General features: G+C 69.9%; 14 protein-coding genes and 3 pseudogenes. 10 read left to right on the top strand and 7 right to left on the bottom strand.

Annotated elements, in window-relative coordinates:
- The coding region (locus tag ACFV9O_RS37380) for an isochorismatase family protein (RefSeq protein ID WP_385426695.1) at positions 1 to 345 on the top strand (345 nt) is incomplete at its 5' end.
- A 515-nt stretch (positions 346 to 860) separates the two neighbouring features.
- On the opposite strand, the gene ACFV9O_RS37375 is transcribed toward ACFV9O_RS37380, so the two are convergent.
- Positions 861 to 1,925: an alpha/beta fold hydrolase gene (locus ACFV9O_RS37375; protein ID WP_385426700.1), complete on the bottom strand. Its 1,065-nt coding sequence runs from the start codon at positions 1,923 to 1,925 to the stop codon at positions 861 to 863.
- Between the two features lie 188 nt (positions 1,926 to 2,113).
- The gene (locus ACFV9O_RS37370) at positions 2,114 to 2,866 is read right to left on the bottom strand and encodes a maleylpyruvate isomerase family mycothiol-dependent enzyme (RefSeq protein ID WP_385426692.1); all 753 of its coding nucleotides are present in this window, start codon (positions 2,864 to 2,866) and stop codon (positions 2,114 to 2,116) included.
- A gap of 573 nt (positions 2,867 to 3,439) precedes the next feature.
- Here ACFV9O_RS37370 and ACFV9O_RS37365 point away from each other — a divergent pair.
- Both ACFV9O_RS37365 and ACFV9O_RS37360 read left to right on the top strand, forming a co-directional pair.
- Positions 3,440 to 4,264, top strand: a complete 825-nt coding sequence (locus ACFV9O_RS37365) for an enoyl-CoA hydratase/isomerase family protein (protein WP_385426689.1) — start codon at positions 3,440 to 3,442, stop codon at positions 4,262 to 4,264.
- Between the two features lie 350 nt (positions 4,265 to 4,614).
- A complete protein-coding gene (locus tag ACFV9O_RS37360) occupies positions 4,615 to 5,061 on the top strand; it encodes a winged helix-turn-helix transcriptional regulator (protein WP_385426686.1) in 447 nt (148 codons plus the stop codon).
- 78 nt (positions 5,062 to 5,139) lie between these two features.
- On the opposite strand, the gene ACFV9O_RS37355 is transcribed toward ACFV9O_RS37360, so the two are convergent.
- The 3 genes and pseudogenes from ACFV9O_RS37355 to ACFV9O_RS37345 all read right to left on the bottom strand — a co-directional run bounded on the left by ACFV9O_RS37355 (position 5,140) and on the right by ACFV9O_RS37345 (position 6,510).
- Positions 5,140 to 5,715 carry an acyl-CoA dehydrogenase family protein gene (locus ACFV9O_RS37355; protein WP_385426697.1) on the bottom strand — a complete coding sequence of 192 codons (576 nt, stop codon included), beginning with the start codon at positions 5,713 to 5,715 and terminating at the stop codon, positions 5,140 to 5,142.
- A 199-nt stretch (positions 5,716 to 5,914) separates the two neighbouring features.
- Positions 5,915 to 6,208, bottom strand: a pseudogene (locus ACFV9O_RS37350) (acyl-CoA dehydrogenase family protein); the annotation flags it as partial.
- Between the two features lie 77 nt (positions 6,209 to 6,285).
- Positions 6,286 to 6,510, bottom strand: a complete 225-nt coding sequence (locus ACFV9O_RS37345) for an acyl-CoA dehydrogenase family protein (RefSeq protein ID WP_385426683.1) — start codon at positions 6,508 to 6,510, stop codon at positions 6,286 to 6,288.
- 110 nt (positions 6,511 to 6,620) lie between these two features.
- Here ACFV9O_RS37345 and ACFV9O_RS37340 point away from each other — a divergent pair, with 110 nt between their 5' ends.
- From ACFV9O_RS37340 to ACFV9O_RS37315, 6 genes and pseudogenes are all read left to right on the top strand, one after another.
- Positions 6,621 to 7,727, top strand: a complete 1,107-nt coding sequence (locus ACFV9O_RS37340) for an acyl-CoA dehydrogenase family protein (protein WP_385426680.1) — start codon at positions 6,621 to 6,623, stop codon at positions 7,725 to 7,727.
- 181 nt (positions 7,728 to 7,908) lie between these two features.
- Positions 7,909 to 8,433 (top strand): SRPBCC family protein, encoded by a 525-nt coding sequence (locus ACFV9O_RS37335; RefSeq protein WP_385426676.1) that lies wholly within the window; start codon positions 7,909 to 7,911, stop codon positions 8,431 to 8,433.
- Complete coding sequence (locus tag ACFV9O_RS37330) at positions 8,433 to 9,494, top strand: LLM class flavin-dependent oxidoreductase (protein ID WP_385426673.1); 1,062 nt, start codon at positions 8,433 to 8,435, stop codon at positions 9,492 to 9,494. Before ACFV9O_RS37335 ends, ACFV9O_RS37330 begins: the two co-directional genes overlap by 1 nt.
- A 141-nt stretch (positions 9,495 to 9,635) precedes the next feature.
- Positions 9,636 to 9,836 (top strand): annotated as a pseudogene (locus ACFV9O_RS37325) (NAD(P)-binding domain-containing protein); the annotation flags it as partial.
- Positions 9,837 to 9,855: 19 nt separating this feature from the next.
- Complete coding sequence (locus ACFV9O_RS37320) at positions 9,856 to 9,999, top strand: hypothetical protein (protein ID WP_385426703.1); 144 nt, start codon at positions 9,856 to 9,858, stop codon at positions 9,997 to 9,999.
- Positions 10,000 to 10,509: 510 nt separating this feature from the next.
- Positions 10,510 to 11,007 (top strand): winged helix-turn-helix transcriptional regulator, encoded by a 498-nt coding sequence (locus ACFV9O_RS37315; RefSeq protein WP_385426670.1) that lies wholly within the window; start codon positions 10,510 to 10,512, stop codon positions 11,005 to 11,007.
- A gap of 559 nt (positions 11,008 to 11,566) precedes the next feature.
- Here ACFV9O_RS37315 and ACFV9O_RS37310 read toward each other — a convergent pair.
- Positions 11,567 to 13,345: a S8 family serine peptidase gene (locus ACFV9O_RS37310; protein WP_385426667.1), complete on the bottom strand. Its 1,779-nt coding sequence runs from the start codon at positions 13,343 to 13,345 to the stop codon at positions 11,567 to 11,569.
- A 194-nt stretch (positions 13,346 to 13,539) separates the two neighbouring features.
- Positions 13,540 to 14,043 carry a hypothetical protein gene (locus ACFV9O_RS37305; RefSeq protein WP_385426664.1) on the bottom strand — a complete coding sequence of 168 codons (504 nt, stop codon included), beginning with the start codon at positions 14,041 to 14,043 and terminating at the stop codon, positions 13,540 to 13,542.
- 349 nt (positions 14,044 to 14,392) lie between these two features.
- Here ACFV9O_RS37305 and ACFV9O_RS37300 point away from each other — a divergent pair.
- Positions 14,393 to 14,950: pseudogene (locus tag ACFV9O_RS37300) on the top strand (hypothetical protein); the annotation flags it as partial.

The raw sequence follows: 14,950 nt of genomic DNA, 5'->3' as shown, positions 1-14,950 counted from the left end.
CAGGGCGGCTCTGAAGGGCCAGACCTTCATCTCTCGCACAGCATCGATCCCAGAAACCGTCCTACAACCAGCTCCCTTTCACGTTCAGGACACAACCAGCTCAAGCAGCACGGCATCAACCACGTGGCCGTCGTCGGCCTGCTGGCGGACACCTGCATCGAGGCCACCGCCCGCTACGCCATGGAACTCGGCTACCACGTCACCCTGGTCCGCGACGCCACCGCCGCCCTTTCCCCCGAGAAGATGCACGCCGCCCACGACCTGAACGGCCCCACCTACGCCCACGCCATCGTCACCACGGACGAGCTCACCGCCGCGTTCAAGGAGGCACGGGCACGGTCCTGACCCGCCTGCCGCCCGGCAGGGCGCCCCCAGGAACCGCTCGAGGGAAGGAGGTGGCCCCTCGACTCTCTCCCCCCGCCGTTCACCGAAGTGCCCGGCGGCGCGGTGGTGTGCAGCGTGGCGCAGCTGGTCGGCGTCTTCGACGGAGTCGACCCGCCCCCCGGCGCGCACCAGCGACCAGGCTCACCGCCTTGGCCGCCGGGTCCGTCGTCCCACCGTGGGCCTCTGGCCGAGCGCTGCTCGGACACCGCCGGCGAGGTCCGCACCGTCCCGATCCGCGCCATCGACGCTTGCCGTGCCCGGGACGCGGGCGCCGACCGGGGCCGCGGCCAACGCCGCGCCATTGTCGGTGCGGCCTCAGTGCCGTCACCGGCTTGATCCTGCACGCGCCGAGGAAGCCCGGTGTTGCGGTGGGCGGTGCGACACCTGACGGCCAATGGCAGTGGCGGCCGACGAGCCGCCCCGGGCGTGATCCCGGGAGGCCGGCTACGCGCCGGTGCCGACCGCGACCGCGCGCCTCACCCTCGGTTGCGGTACGGGGCCAGGAACGCGGTCAGCGCCGCCAGCATTTCCTCGGGGGCCTCCTCGGCGACCCAGTGGCCGCAGTCGGGGATGACGAGGCTCTGCACGTCGTCCGCGACAGCCCTCATCGTGATCGCCGCCCCCTCACCGAGGCTTGCCGCTCCGCCGATCGCCAGGACGGGCATGGTCAGCCGGCGCTTCATGCGTTCGGTGTTCTCGGCGACGATGGTGTCGAACGCGCGGTAGAAGTTGAAGCTGGCATGCAGGGCGTCGCGGTCGGAGGCAAGCGTACGGATGTAGTGCCTGACGGCGTAGTCCGGCAGTTTCTTCACAGCGTTGATGTCGAACTCGTAGCCGAAGAAGATGTCTTCGCGTCCCCTGACGAGTTGCTCGTTCACTTCGGCGAGCCGGTTGAAGCCGATGTGCCACACCCTGTCGTTGAGCCAGGCGTTGCCGAACAGCGGCGGCGAGTCGCTCACGCCCGGGAGGGGAGCCTCGGCGACGACCAGGCGGTCGATCCGGTCGGGGTGGTCCGCGGCCAGGGCGTAGGCGATCGGCATTCCGGTGTCGTGGCCGGCCACGGCGAACCGCTGGTGGCCGAGTGCGTCCATCAGCGCGGCCAGGTCGTTGGCGGTGGTGCGGGTGTCGTACCCGCCCTCGGGCTTGTCGGTCAGGCCGATGCCGCGCTGGTCGACGGCGATGACCGTGAAGTCCTTGGCCAGCGTGGGCATCAGCAGGCGCCAGGCGTACCAGGTCTGGGGCCAGCCGTGCACGAGCAGCAGCGCCGGCCCGGCGCCTCCGATGACCACGTGCTGGCGCAGTCCATTGGCGGTGATGAACCGGCTGGTGAACGTCTTGGTGAACCCTGCCGGGAGGTGCGGCGCCCGCGAGACGCTGCCGAGGCCCTTCACACGGCCGCCCGCCGGCCATCCGCGGCGGGATCCTGCTTCCGCTGCTACAGCCGACTGGGCGGGGAGCAGACCGAGGGTTCCGGCGGTCGCCGCGGCTATCGTGGCGGCCGAGGCGGAGAGAAATCTCCGCCGAGAGTGCGGCGGGAGCATGTCAGACACGGCAAAAACCTCCTGAGGTTGTGCAGTTTGCATGGAGAGGCGTCACACCGAAGGTGGGAGCGCAAGCGGGTCATCGGAGTGCAACCGCGAATTGAGAGTGAAGCTGCTGCTCGGCCCGGATGAGTGTGCCGTCCGGTGTGCAGTGCGCCCCATCCGCGGCTTGGCTGGGTAACGAAGGGTCAGGGCGTCAGCGTGGCCGTCAGCAGGGCGTTGACCGCGGCGATGTCACCGCTGATCCACTCCGGGTTGGCGGGCTGCCGCTTCCACAGGGCGAGCAGCAGCTCGGCCGCGGTGGCCTCCACCCTGGCCGCAGCGGGCCCGGAGTCCGCCGACCGGACCTGCGGGATGTCGGCCGGCTGGATCAGCCAGCCGTGCCCGGTGTCGGTGGTGCGCAGCGCTACGGACGCCGGCAGCGGCTTCGGCTCGCTGCCGCGCCAGACCATGGGAACCATCAGGGTGAACACCTCGTCCACGCCGTCGGCTGCGATCAGCGGATCGACGTGCACCGGGGACTTTGTGGCCAGCTGGGCGTCGACCAGGTGGACGGCCGTGTCCTGGGCCACGCGGCGGAACCAGAGCGCCGCCACCGCATCCTCGAGGCCGAACGCCCAGGTCGGTGTGGTGGGGTCGGCCTCCTCCAGGGTGGCAAGCAGCGAGGCCGCACCCTCGGCGTACCAGTCGGCGATCTGCTCCCCGGCCGCCGGGGCGAACTGCTCGCTGGGCAGCTCCCCGGTATGCAGCACGGCTGCCACAGAGCGGTACACCTGGCCCATATGCGTGCCCAGGTCGTGCATGGTCCAGCTGCCGCAGGTGGGCACCGGGACGCCCGGGTCGGTGGTGCGCAGCAGCTGCTCGACCGCCGCCACCTCCTCACGCAGTGTGGCCAGATAGGCGTCGGTGGCAAGCGGCAGCGAAACGGGTGACTGATTCACGGTGACCTCCAGTGAGGCGGGGACCTGGTAGAAGCGGTTTCCTGGGCAGCCAGGGGGCTTGACCTGCATTCAGGAGGGATCGCGTGATCGCCATCGGCAGGGCCGGGAGAAGCATGCAGCACTGGATTTAGTTTTGCAAGCCAAGTCCTGCACTCCGGGAGCCGGTGGGCCAGCCAGCTGCGGCGGCCGGGTCCGCACGGTGCGCGGCCGGGCGGCTGAAGGGGTGTCGGGTGCGACCCGTGAGGCCTCTCGTAAGGGGGTTGAAGAGCGCAGCGCTCCCGGGCGGACCCGCTGCGCTCCCCCGCCTGACAGCCCTTCCGGCTGCACCTCCAGACACCGCTGGGGTCCGCCGGCGCGGGCCGCACCGGCTGCGACCGTCGGGTGTGGCGGCGGGTACGGAAGGTGGCCCGGCCCCACTGATCCGCCTGGCTGAGGATTCGGCCTGCCGACTTCGTCGCCGGCCGGCTGCGTATGCGCGGCACGGTCGGCAGGGCCCAGGCCTGCGCCGAAGGCGCTGCGCTCAAAACGCCATCGTGCTGGATTTAAATGCTGCAGTCAGCTAGCCTGCCGCCCATGACAGACGCACAGCAGTTTCATGTGAACGAAGTGTCGCCGTCCTACTGGAAGGTGACGTTCTCCAACGGCCCGATCAACCTCATCGACGTGGATACCATCGAGCAGCTTGCCGCTCTGGTGGACCGCATCGAGCAGGCGCCTGACCTGACGGTGGTTGTCTTCCAGAGCGCCAACCCCGACTTCTTCATGGCGCACTTCGACTTCCTGGCGGACGGAGCGCGTGTGGCCGCCATGAAGCCCGGCCCCACAGGGCTCCATCCGTACTCGGACAACCTCATCCGCCTGAGCAAGGTCCCGGCCGTCACGATCTCCGCGATCAAGGGGCGGGCCCGGGGGGCGGGAAGTGAGTTCACGCTGGCCACGGACATCCGTTTCGCCGGACCCCAGGCCATCCTGGGGCAGTTCGAGGTCGGCGTCGGGGCCGTGCCCGGCGGCAACCCGACGGGGCGACTGGGCAGACTGGTGGGCCGAGGCCGCGCGATGGAGATCCTGCTCGGGGCGGATGACTTCCCGGCGGAGTTGGCGGCCGAGTACGGCTACGTCAACCGCGTCCTTCCCGAAGGCGAGCTGGATGATTTCGTCGATGCCTTCGCCCGCCGCATCGCAGGGTTCGACAAGGTCGCCGTAGCCGAGACCAAGGCCCTCATCGACGCGAGCACCCCGATTCCGGACGAAGAGTTCGGATCCGCCCTCTCTGTCTATTTCCGCACGGCAGGACGGCCGGAGAACGAACCCCGCGTACGGCGCCTCTTCGAGCTTGGCCTGCAGAAGCCGGACGGCATCGAACTGGACCTCGGCAAGCAGGTCGCAGCGAGCAACTGAGACGGACGCCTGCGACACAGCACCCGGAGCGTTCCAGTCCTATCCGTTGTGATCACGGGATGCCGTGCAGGATGGCAGCGTCGGCTGATACCGAGGCGGGCGCGTCGTCGGCCAGGCAGCTGCGCTGGCCGCCGTCGCACAGACCTCCGGCCTCAGCCACTTCTTCGGCTGCACTCCTCTCAGCCACCTGGCCTGGACCTCACCCAGCTCGCGAAGCTCGGCATGGATACCCCATGCGGCGACCTGGAACTGCAGCTGGGACGGCACCTATCCGAGATCGTGTGACCAGTGCCGGCCGGACCCCAGACAGCCTCTGCCCCAGGGTCCGGCCGGCAGGAAAGAAGGAAGATGTGGCATCCGACGAACCGCGGTGCTCCATACAACGCAGTTTGCAGGTGCTTGGCGAGCGCTGGAGCCTGCTGACCATCCGCGAGATCTTCAGCGGCAGGCACCGTTTCGCCGAAATCCAGTCGGTGCTGGGAGTCGCATCGAACCTCCTCACCACCCGCTTGAAGAAGCTCGTGGACGCCGGTGTCCTGCGACAGCAGACCTACCAGGAGCCTGGTAGCAGAACCCGCGTCAGCTACCACCTCACCCCAGCGGGCGAGGAGCTACTCGTCATTCTTGCCGCCTTGCAACAGTGGGGGGACCGCCACTGCCCACATCCGTCCGGACCCGCCGTCCTACGCCGCCAACGCTCGTCCGGGCACTCCGTGCACGTTGGTCTCATCTCCGACACCAATGGGCATGAGATCCCCATCGCAGATGTCGACATGGTGAGCGTTGAGCCCGGCTGACGGCGCTGTCACGTTGTTGGGTGTGTGGGTGTCTGACGGCGCGTCGGGGCATGGTGGGCTTGCGATCCCGGCCTGTGCTCAGGCCGTGGTGGGCCGGCCGACAGCGCCGGTGACCTGGTCCCAGATCGCGAAGTGGTTGGTCATCTCGGCTCGGTGTTCGGGGGCTGTCATCAGGTGGCGGCGGGGCCGGAAGTGGGCGAGATGCCGCTGAACGCGGACAGCAACCGCTGGGCAGCGGGCGCAGGTCGGGGCTCCTTCGACAGGCCGAGCACCAGCTCCCCGACGATGCCGCGTTGGATCTGGGAGGAGCCGGCGTAGTTCGTGCCGGCGCGGGCGTTGAGGTAGACGCTGATCCAGGACGCGGACGAGTTCGGCGCGCCGGGGTCGTCGGTGTGGAACCAGTTCGGCGAGGGCCGACCCGGTCGGGGTCAGCGCGTCCAGGCCAAGGACGTCCACGGCCAGCTCGGTGGCCCGCTGGTGGTACTCGCTCCAGAGCAGCTTGAACACGGCGGCGGCGGGGCCAGGTTCCTCTCCGGCGATCAGTGTGGCGGCGGTGCGCAGCCCATGGCAGCGCAGTTGCTCGACTTGGACATGGCACCAGGCGATCCGGCGGCGGATGCCGGGGTCGCGGTGCAGCCCGCGCTCGCGGACCAGTTCGATCAGCCGGTCCAGCTCGTTGCGGAAGCGGATCGGCGCCTTGAGCGCGGTCGCCGCGCTCGAAGCCCAGCAGCGTCATCGCAACCGTCCAGCCGCGGTCGACCTCTCCCACGACCAGGTCGAGTTCGGTCGTCGCGTTGTCGAAGAAGATCTCGTTGAAGTCCGCCTCGCCGGTGAGGTTGCGGATCGGGCGGATGTCGATGCCGGGTTGGTCCAAGGGGACCAGGAGCATGCTGATGCCGCGATGCGCCGGGGCGTCGGGGTTGGTCCGGGCCAGGACGAACGTCCAGTTCGCCTTGTGTGCGCCGGAGGACCACAGCTTCTGCCCGTTCAGTACCCACTGGTCGCCGTACGGTTCGGCCCGCAGGGAGAGCGAGGCCAGGTCCGAGCCGGAGCCTGGCTCGGAGAAGCCCTGCGCGAAGACATACTCCCCGGAGGCAATCCTTGGCAGAAACCGGCGCAGCAGGGTCGGGTCGCTCCAGCGCAGCATGGTGCTGCCCAGCATGGCGATGCCGAACTCGTCGTTGTCCGAGCCGGAAGGAATGCCGGCTGCGGTCAGCTCCTCAATCACGACGGCGCCGGTCCGAGGCCGGCGCCGCCGTACTCCCGAGGCCATGCCGGGGCAACCCAGCCGCGCTCGGCGAGCGCGGCCCGCGTCTTCTCCTGAAACGTCTCGCGCTCGATCGGGTCGAGGGCGCCGATGCCCCGCCAGTCCGGCGGGACCAGGTCCGCCACGAATGCCTGCACCGAAGCGCGGAAGCGCTCGGCCGGCTCGCTGCCCTGCGGTTCCACCAAGACCTCCTGGTGTCTTCGGTAAGCGAATGAGCAGAACAGTTGCGTAGATAGACTCACTAGTCAATGCTGGGCGCCGTGGATTTCCCCCCGACGCGAGGAGGACCCCGATGCGCTTCGCGCCAACCGACGAACAGCTCGAACTGGGCCGAACCGTAGAACGGTTGCTCGCCGCCCACGCCCGCAGGAACACCCTTCCTCCGCCTTGGGGCGCCATCCCCCAGACCCTCAACCGTGAGCTACGGGCCTCGCTCGCCGAACTCGGACTGCTTGGTCTGGGCGTGCCCGAGAGACTGGGCGGCTCGGGTGGCTGTGTTGCGGATCTGCGTGTCCTGGCCGAGCGGGTGGGGTCGGCCCTGCCAACCCTCCCGTTCGCCGCCACCGCGACCGTCGCCGCAGTGCTGGCCGAGCACGCCGACAGTCCCGGCACGCGGGCCGCGCTGGCCGGCGTCGTGGACGGCTCCACCGTCGCCGTACCGGGCTGGGAGACCTTCCCCGCCGACATGGTGCCCAGCCGGCGGGCGGGCTCGCTGACGCTGAACGGCGCGGCGGTGAACGGCTTGCTGGCAGCGGTGCCGTTCGGCCTCGACGCCGAACTGCTGCTGGCCTTCGCCGACGAGGGCAGCGCCCTGGCGCGGCCGGTCCTCGTGGAACTCGCCGAACCGACCACCGCGCGGACCTCCGTGGAGTCGCTGGACGTCACCGAGCCGATGGCGACCCTGCGGCTGACCGGCGCGCCCGCCGTACCGCTCGGACCGCTCGGCGCGCACACGGTCGCCCGCCTGCTCACCGTACTGGCAGCCGAGCTCATCGGCACTGGGCGACGCGCGCTGGAAGGTGCCGTTGAGTATGCCGGGCAGCGTCGGCAGTTCGGCCGGCCGATCGGATCGTTCCAGGCCATCAAACACGTACTCGCGGACCGGTCCGTCCAGCTCGACGCCGCCTGGATGCTCGTCCAGGGGGCGGCCCACGCCGTCGACGGCGAGCGTGCCGACGCCGACGTCGCGGCACGTACCGCACTCGCGGCGGCGGCCGACGCGGTCGAGGCGGTAACGGCCGACGCTCTGCAGACCCACGGGGGCATCGGCTTCACCTGGGAGCACCGATCCCACGTACTGCTCAGGCGCGCCCGTGCGCGGCGCTCACTTCTGGGCTCGCCGGCCCACCGGCTCGACGTACTCGCCGACCGTCTCCTCGGATCGGCATATCTGTCCTGACATCGGCCTAACGGGCTGTCACATCGCGGCGGGCGGCCTGCGCCTGCGTGGTTCGCGGGCTGCGGCAGTCTCCCGGTAGCGCCGCAGCCCACGCTTGACCCATAAGTCTATCTACACAACTTTACCGTTCAGACCCTTCTATACGAGGATCTTCACTACTGAATGAGGAGGCCGCCGAGCCATGGAGTGGACGGGCGCGCGCTACGCGGACAAGCCGACGGTCGAGGTGCCGATCTGGATCGCCGCCCCGCCGGAACAAGTATGGGGGCTGGTGTCCGACATCGAGCTGATGCCGCGCCTGAGCGCGGAGTTGCAGTCGGTGGAGTGGCTGGACGGGGGAACACGACCCGCGCCGGGGGCCCGCTTCGTGGGCCGGAGCAGGCACGAGGCGCTGGGTGAGTGGGCCACCACCTCCCACGTTGTGGAGTACGAGCCGCCCTGGGTGTTCGCCTGGGCGGTTGAGGACCCCAAGCAACCCGCGGCGATCTGGCGATTCACCCTCGAACCCAAGGACGGCGGGACGCTGTTGCGGCAGTGGATGCAGCTGGGACCGGGCCGCTCCGGTCTTTCCGTCGCCATCGACCGCATGCCGGAGAAGGAACAGAAAATCGTCTTCGTGCGGATGCGGGAGTTCGAGACCAACATCAGCGCCACACTCACAGCGATCAAGAAGCTTGCGGAAGAGTCCGGAAAGGCGAGTGTGTGATGCGTACTTCGACCACGATCGAGGCATCCGGGGGCAGCTGGCCGGAGACGGTGGACTTCGTCATCGAGGCGGAGAAGCTGGGCCTGAACATCTGCTGGGTAGCGGAGGCTTGGGGCTCCGAGGCACCGTCGCCGCTGGGGTATCTCGCCGCCCGGACGGAGCGCATGCTGCTCGGCTCCGGGATCATCCAACTCGCCACCCGCACGCCGATGGCCATCGCCCGAGCGGCGATCACCCTGTCGCAGATCTCCCAGGGGCGCTTCCTGCTGGGACTCGGCCCATCCGGCCCGCAGGTGATCGAAGGACTGCACGGCGTACCCTTCCACCGGCCGTTGTCACGGATGCGGGAGACCGTCGAGATCGTGCGGCAGGCCGCCGCGGGTGAGAAGGTCCTCTACGCCGGGCGGGAGTTCCAGATCCCGCTGCCCGGTGGGGATGCCAAGCCCATGCGCCTGTCGATGCGCGCCGAGCACGACATCCCGATCTACCTGGCGACCCTCTCACCGAAGATGCTGCAACTGACCGGCGAGATCGCCGACGGCTGGCTCGGCACCAGCTTCGTGCCCGAGGGCGCCAAAGAAGCCTACTTCGACCACCTGGACGCGGGCCTCACCGCTTCCGGCCGCTCACGCGCAGACTTCGACATTTGCCAGGGCGCCGAGGTGGCCTTCGCCGAGGACGAGGACGCACTGCGGGCGATGGTGGCCGGCCGGAAGAAGGAACTGGCCTTCAGCCTGGGCGGCATGGGCTCCGCGAGCACCAACTTCTACAACAACGCATACAGCCGCCAGGGCTGGGCCGACGTCGCCGCCGAGGTCCGCGAGCGCTGGCAGGCCGGCGACCGGGACGGCGCGGCCGAACTGGTCACCGACGAGATGGTCCTGGGCACCACGCTCATCGGCACCGAGGACATGGTGCGGGACCGGCTGCGGGTGTGGCGCAACGCCGGCGTCGACACCGTTCGCTTCTACCCCGCCGGCGAGACGCTGGACGCCCGGCTCACCACCCTCGGCCGGGCCCTCGACCTGGTCCGCGCCATGGAGCGCGAGCCGGGCCGGTAACCCGAGCGCTCGAAGACGCCGCCCGTCAGGCCGGCGGCCGAGCCGGACCGGACGCGGCACGGCGGCGGCCGGTGCCCAGGACCTGGCGCATCGTGGGTTGCTCTCCTTCAGCACCTTCGGCATCACAGCGGCGAACCCGCAGTGCCGCCTCCTGCCGCAACCCGGTTTCTCCCCTTGTCGTCCCCATGCTCAAGGAGCAGATTGACCAGCTACAAGATCGCCGGCGTCGGTGGCACAGGCCCCCAGGGCAGGGGCCCGGCCTACCGATTCGCCAAGGCCGGTCACACGGTCGTCATCGGGTCGCGATCGCCGGAACCGGTAGAGCAGACGGCGACCGACATCGCCAGGCGGGTCGGCCACGTTGTCCCAGATCAGCCGAGCGGACAACGCCACCGCGGCCGGCTCTGCCGACGCAGTGCTGCTCACGATGCCGTACGACGGCCATGCCGATCTGGTGGCGTCGCTGCGCGCCCAACTGGCAGGCAAGGTAGTGCTCATCTGGTGAACCCGCTGGCTTCAACAAGCGGGGGCTCTACGGCCTGAACGTCGGCGATGGCAGCACTACCGAGAAGACGCAGCGGAAGGTGCCCGGCGCCCGACCAATGGGTGCGTTCACCACCTGTCCGCCCTCAGTCTCTGGAGCGAGATGGAACAACTGCTCGGCTACGAAGACGTCCTGGTCTGCAGCGACGACGTGCCCGGCAAAGACCGTCGCCATCGCTCTGACGCTCGATCACCGATCGCAATGGCATCGACGCCGGCGCGCTTCGGCTGGCCCGGAAGCTGGAACCACTCACCGCCGTGCTGATCAGCATCAACAAGCGGCACAAGGTCCGGTCCGGTACTCGCATCCCCGGCCTGGGGCACGCTGGATGACCACCGACGCGGGTACCGGAAGCACGACCACCGTTGCGCGTCGCCGCGGCGGCAACCACCAACGGCTACCTACCGCTCGGCTTGCGGACCCACAGGTCCGAAACGCTGAGTCCTATGGTGAGACCTATATGCTGAGGTCATGAGGCGGACCTCTTTCGCGAACTGGCCGTGCTCAGTCGCGCGCACCATGGACATGCTCGGGGACTGGTGGACGCCGCTGGTCCTGCGGGAGGCCTTCTACGGGATCAAGCGGTTCGACGCGTTCCAGCAGGAGCTCGGCATCGCTCGCAACACCTTGACCGACCGTCTCCGCCGCCTGGTCGATGAGGGCCTCATGGAGAAGAAGGCCTACCAGCACGAGCCAGTGCGCTACGACTACGTGCTCACGGAGAAGGGGCGCGATTTCTTCGGCGTGTTGGCTGCCTTGAACACCTGGGGCAACCGCTGGCTCAGCGGCGAGCAGGGACCGCCGGTGGTCTTCCACCACGACCGCTGCGGTCACCAGAGCGACGCCGAGGTCGTTTGCGCCTGTTGCAAGGAACCGATGACAGCCGATGACACTCACCCGCGCTTCGGCCCTGGCTATCCCCCGCACCTCGCCGAGCGCCCGGACATCCAGAGCCGCTTCACGGCCTGAGAGGGGCCCAGGCCCTCATCGACGCCGAGGCGGCCGCGCGCGTCTGGGTGCGTTCCCTCGCAGACCGCGCGTCTTTTCACGGAGGAGCGTCTCGCTCAGGGTGCGGGCTCGTAGACGACGATTGTGGTCAGGCAGGCCTCGGCGAACTGGGTCAGCACGGCCGCCTCGTCGGCACCGACGGTCAGGCCCCATCGCTCTTGGTGCCGGCCCAATCCGACAGATAGCGGCACGTCACTTCTGGACTCGGCAGCTACTCTGCCGGTTTTTTGTCGGCCTGCTGCGGTTCGATGCGGCCGTCACCGCGACCAGCGATTTGGGGCGGCGAGGTCGTTGCGTGGGCCTCGCGGTCGGTCACCGACGCCGCCGTGACCATTTGTTTCTACGGCGGATACTACGGCGACGCCCTGCTGCCGGCGCGCCGGGCCCGGTGGCTGAGGGTGCGCACGGTCAGGGTGCGCGACCTGTTCGGCTGATGCGGGCCCGGCCGCCGTCTCCACCCCCCACCGCCCGATGGCGGCAGGGCGGCAAGGGGGCGGAGGTCTGTGAATGTGTCGTGCCGTCAGCCCCGCTGGTGCGGACCGGCCGGCGTGTATTGCTCGGCCTGCTGCCAGCTCGCGGGGATGCCGAGCGCGGTGGGGGCGTCCGCGATCCCCGCGCCCAGGCGGGGGTCGGCGCCGGGCAGGGGCTGGCAGGCGGTGCGCAGCAGCAGGTACAGCAGGTCGGCGCGGCCCGCGGTCCGCGGCACCGCCTGGGTGCGCAGATGGTCGTGGTGGGCGAGCAGCAGCGCCGCCAGTCCGGTGACGTGGGCGGCGGCGATCGCCGTGCCGTCCACCGCGGCATAGCCGTCACCCAGGCTGGTGGTGATGACCGCCGCGCCGGGCGCGACCAGGTCCACTCCCGGACCGGTGGGGGTGAACGGGGCCGGGTAGGGGCCGGGCCACGGCGGCTGCACCCAGGTGAGCGGGCTGCTCACGGGATAGGTGCCGGTGTGCGCGATTGCCCCCACCGCCAGCACCCCCGGCAGGGTAGCCAGCTGAGTGAGGGGGCCGGCGGTGTCTCCCGCCGGGGCGATGACCGTGGTGCCGGCGGCGTGCGCATCGGCGAGTTTCCAGGCGGCCAGCTGGGACTGTACGGGATAGGCGAGGCTGATCTGGGCGATGTCGATGTCGTGGGTGATGCAGTGGTCGACCGCTTCGAGCAGGTCGCTGAGGTGCCCGCCGGGGAACAGCTTCAGCGCATGCACCTCGGCCTCCGCCGCGATCCCGGCGATGCCGGCGTTGTTGTCCGCCGCGGCGATGATGCCGGCGCACCACGTGCCGTGCCCGGTCACATCGAGGCCCCAGGTGCCGTTGCCGGCGCCGGTGAAGTCGTGCCCGTGCTGGACGGTGTCCTTCAAATCGGGGTGGGCGGTGTTCACCCCCGAATCGAGCAGCGCGATCTTGATGCCGTGGCCGCGGTAGGTCGGCGGGATCTGGTTGAGCCGCATTGCCTGTGCATCCCAGCCGGTGAGCGCCTTGCCGGGGAAGCCCTCGAAGGTGTCCGACAGGGCCTGCACCGTAACTACAGCCTCGCCGTTGTCGGCGGGTTGGGGGGTGCCGGTGCGGGCCGGCCAGTAGTCGGCCACCGGGCGGACGTAGAGCGCCTGGAGCGTTTCGGGGGTGTCTGCGGCCAGGGTCATGGTGACGCGTCCGTCCGGGCCGGTGACTCCGTGGACCGGGCCGCCGGTGCCGATGGCCCACACGTGCGCGCCGGCCACCGCGTCCCCGTCACTGCCCACCACCCGCAGGGTGAGATGTTCGGGCTCCTCCAGGGTGACCGCCAGCATCGGGTCCAGTACCGGCACCGGCCCCAGGCCCACCGACGGGGTCGGGGTGTAGGACAGCGGCTGGTCGATCTCCACGACCACCTGCGGGTTCCCGGCCAGGGCGCGGGCCCGCTCCTGGGGCATCTTCACGACCGCGACCGGGGGGCAGGCCGGATGCGGCTCCGCGATCGCCCCCAACCCGCGGGAACGGGACGGCCGCACCTGTGCCACGGGTTCCACATCGGGGTCCTCCTCCAGCAGCTTGAACAGCGCCGAGGCCTCAATCGGCGGCACCCCACCGGCAAGCAGCCCCAACGGCCGGGGCGCCACCAGATAGCGGCCCCACCCCGCCCGCACACCCCGACCCTGGTACCCCAGCGCCTGCGCCTCCCCGCCCATCCGTCCGGTCGGCTCGCCTGCCCCGCCTGCAGCCGCCGCCGGCTGCCCGGCCTCACCCGCCGCGCCCTGCGCACGCGGGGTCTTCCCGCCCTTGCCGTTGCCCGGCTTCATACCGTTGCCGCCCTGCTCACGCATTCAGCCAACCGCCATCTCAACGTAAAGCGTCGTCGTACGCCCCGGATCTTCAGTGGCTGGCCGGGAAGCGGGCGTCCATGAGCTCCCCGGCCAGCGAACCCGCCGCGCCTTTGCCTCGCCCCGCCGCGGCATCCGGCCGGGCAGGCCCGCCTTCCCACACGGGAGGGAGAACGAGCGCTACCCGGCCGGGTGTCTCACATGCCCAGAGGCGACAGCTGCCCGTACTGCGGCTGCTGCCCGAACATCCCCTGGCCAGGGAACTGGCCGAACTGGCCCTGCGGCTGCATGCCCGGGAACTGGCCGAACTGCTGCTGGCCCTGCTGGCTCTGCTGCACCAGCGTCAGGATCGCAATAGGCAGAGCCTGCTGCACGGACTGCTCCACAGCGCTCCGCACGCCCTGGAGCAGGGTGTGGTGCAGCGCGACAGCCAGGTACGGGTGCGCCTGGTGAGCCAAGCCCTGCTGCTGCAGCTGCTGCTGGACCTGCTGCAGCTGCTGCAGCGTCTGCTGCAGGCGCTGCGCCACCTGCTGGCTCGCCTGCTGGCAAGCCTGCTGGATCGACTGCTGGACCACCTGCGCGATCTGCTGCTGCGGCTGGCCGATCTGGCCCCAGGGCTGCTGCTGGCCGAACAGCTGCTGCTGGTTGTACGGCTGCTGGGTCTGCGGCTGGCTGATCTGCTGGGGGGTGTAGACGGACATGCGGAACTCCTCCTTGAGCCTGACGGATGCACACGATGTACGGCGCGCCGAGAAGCCCGGCCGCCGCTACCGAGCAGCAAACCACCAACCGACCAAGAACACATTCCGGGACATACCGCCAAGCGGCGTGTCCCGGTCGCGTTGACGATCGCCGCAGTCACGGCATCCGCTGCTCACAGACGTGTCGACCAGACAGGAGGAGTGGGTGGCCGCAGCAGGCCGCCGGGCGCAGGCTGGAACCATGAGCGTGGACCCCTCCCGAGGCGCTCATGGTGCACTGCTGCCGATGCTCGCGGTGATCGGCCCGCCGCCCAGGCCGGAGACCTAGGCTGAGTACGCCTACGAAACGCTCTTCAACGGTGCCCGGGTCATCGCCCATCTGCCCGGGCACGCAAGCCTGCGGCTTCTGTCCCAGGCCGGGATGGACGTCACCGCCCAGTACCCCGAACTCAAGGCGCTGTCCGGCCTGCTGCCCGGACCACAGGCGGTCCTCGACGGAGAGATCATCACCCTCGACGGCGTGGGGCGGCCGTCGATGGAGCGGTTGCAGCAACGGATGGGCCTGCACCACCCCGAGGCGGTCACCCACGCCCTCGAAGACCTGCCCGTCCGGCTGATGCTCTACCTCGGCGAACCGACCGTGCAGCTTCCCTACACCGCCCGCCGCGACCTCCTCGACGACCTCGCCCAACCCACTGCGGCCCGCGCCCGCAGCCGGCGGCCGCTGGCCCCGCAGCGGGTCCGGCCAGCCGTGTACCGGGCGCTGGATTCGCTCGCCGTCCCCGCCGTGGTGCAGGGACGTCCTGGCGGCAAACCGTTCCTAATCAGTGAGCAGGAGTGTGTCTTGGACCCACTGCCAGTCACTGCGCGCATCCCGAACGGTTTTGGGTGCGCTGGTCGCCCGCGT

Origin of the sequence: Streptomyces sp. NPDC059909, assembly GCF_042730885.1 — a bacterium.
In the GTDB taxonomy this organism is placed as follows: Bacteria; Actinomycetota; Actinomycetes; order Streptomycetales; family Streptomycetaceae; genus Streptomyces.
Note: the sequence above shows the minus strand (reverse complement) of the source record. Positions and strands in the feature narration are given on the sequence as shown.

Bases quoted from the DNA above. Each gene is read 5' to 3' on its own strand.
- ACFV9O_RS37340 (WP_385426680.1), top strand. From the start codon at position 6,621: ATGCGCTTCGCGCCAACCGACGAACAGCTCGAACTGGGCCGAACCGTA.
- ACFV9O_RS37330 (WP_385426673.1), top strand. From the start codon at position 8,433: ATGCGTACTTCGACCACGATCGAGGCATCCGGGGGCAGCTGGCCGGAG.
- ACFV9O_RS37315 (WP_385426670.1), top strand. From the start codon at position 10,510: ATGAGGCGGACCTCTTTCGCGAACTGGCCGTGCTCAGTCGCGCGCACC.
- ACFV9O_RS37375 (WP_385426700.1), bottom strand. From the start codon at position 1,925: ATGCTCCCGCCGCACTCTCGGCGGAGATTTCTCTCCGCCTCGGCCGCC.
- ACFV9O_RS37305 (WP_385426664.1), bottom strand. From the start codon at position 14,043: ATGTCCGTCTACACCCCCCAGCAGATCAGCCAGCCGCAGACCCAGCAG.
- ACFV9O_RS37365 (WP_385426689.1), top strand. From the start codon at position 3,440: ATGACAGACGCACAGCAGTTTCATGTGAACGAAGTGTCGCCGTCCTAC.
- ACFV9O_RS37335 (WP_385426676.1), top strand. From the start codon at position 7,909: ATGGAGTGGACGGGCGCGCGCTACGCGGACAAGCCGACGGTCGAGGTG.
- ACFV9O_RS37310 (WP_385426667.1), bottom strand. From the start codon at position 13,345: ATGCGTGAGCAGGGCGGCAACGGTATGAAGCCGGGCAACGGCAAGGGC.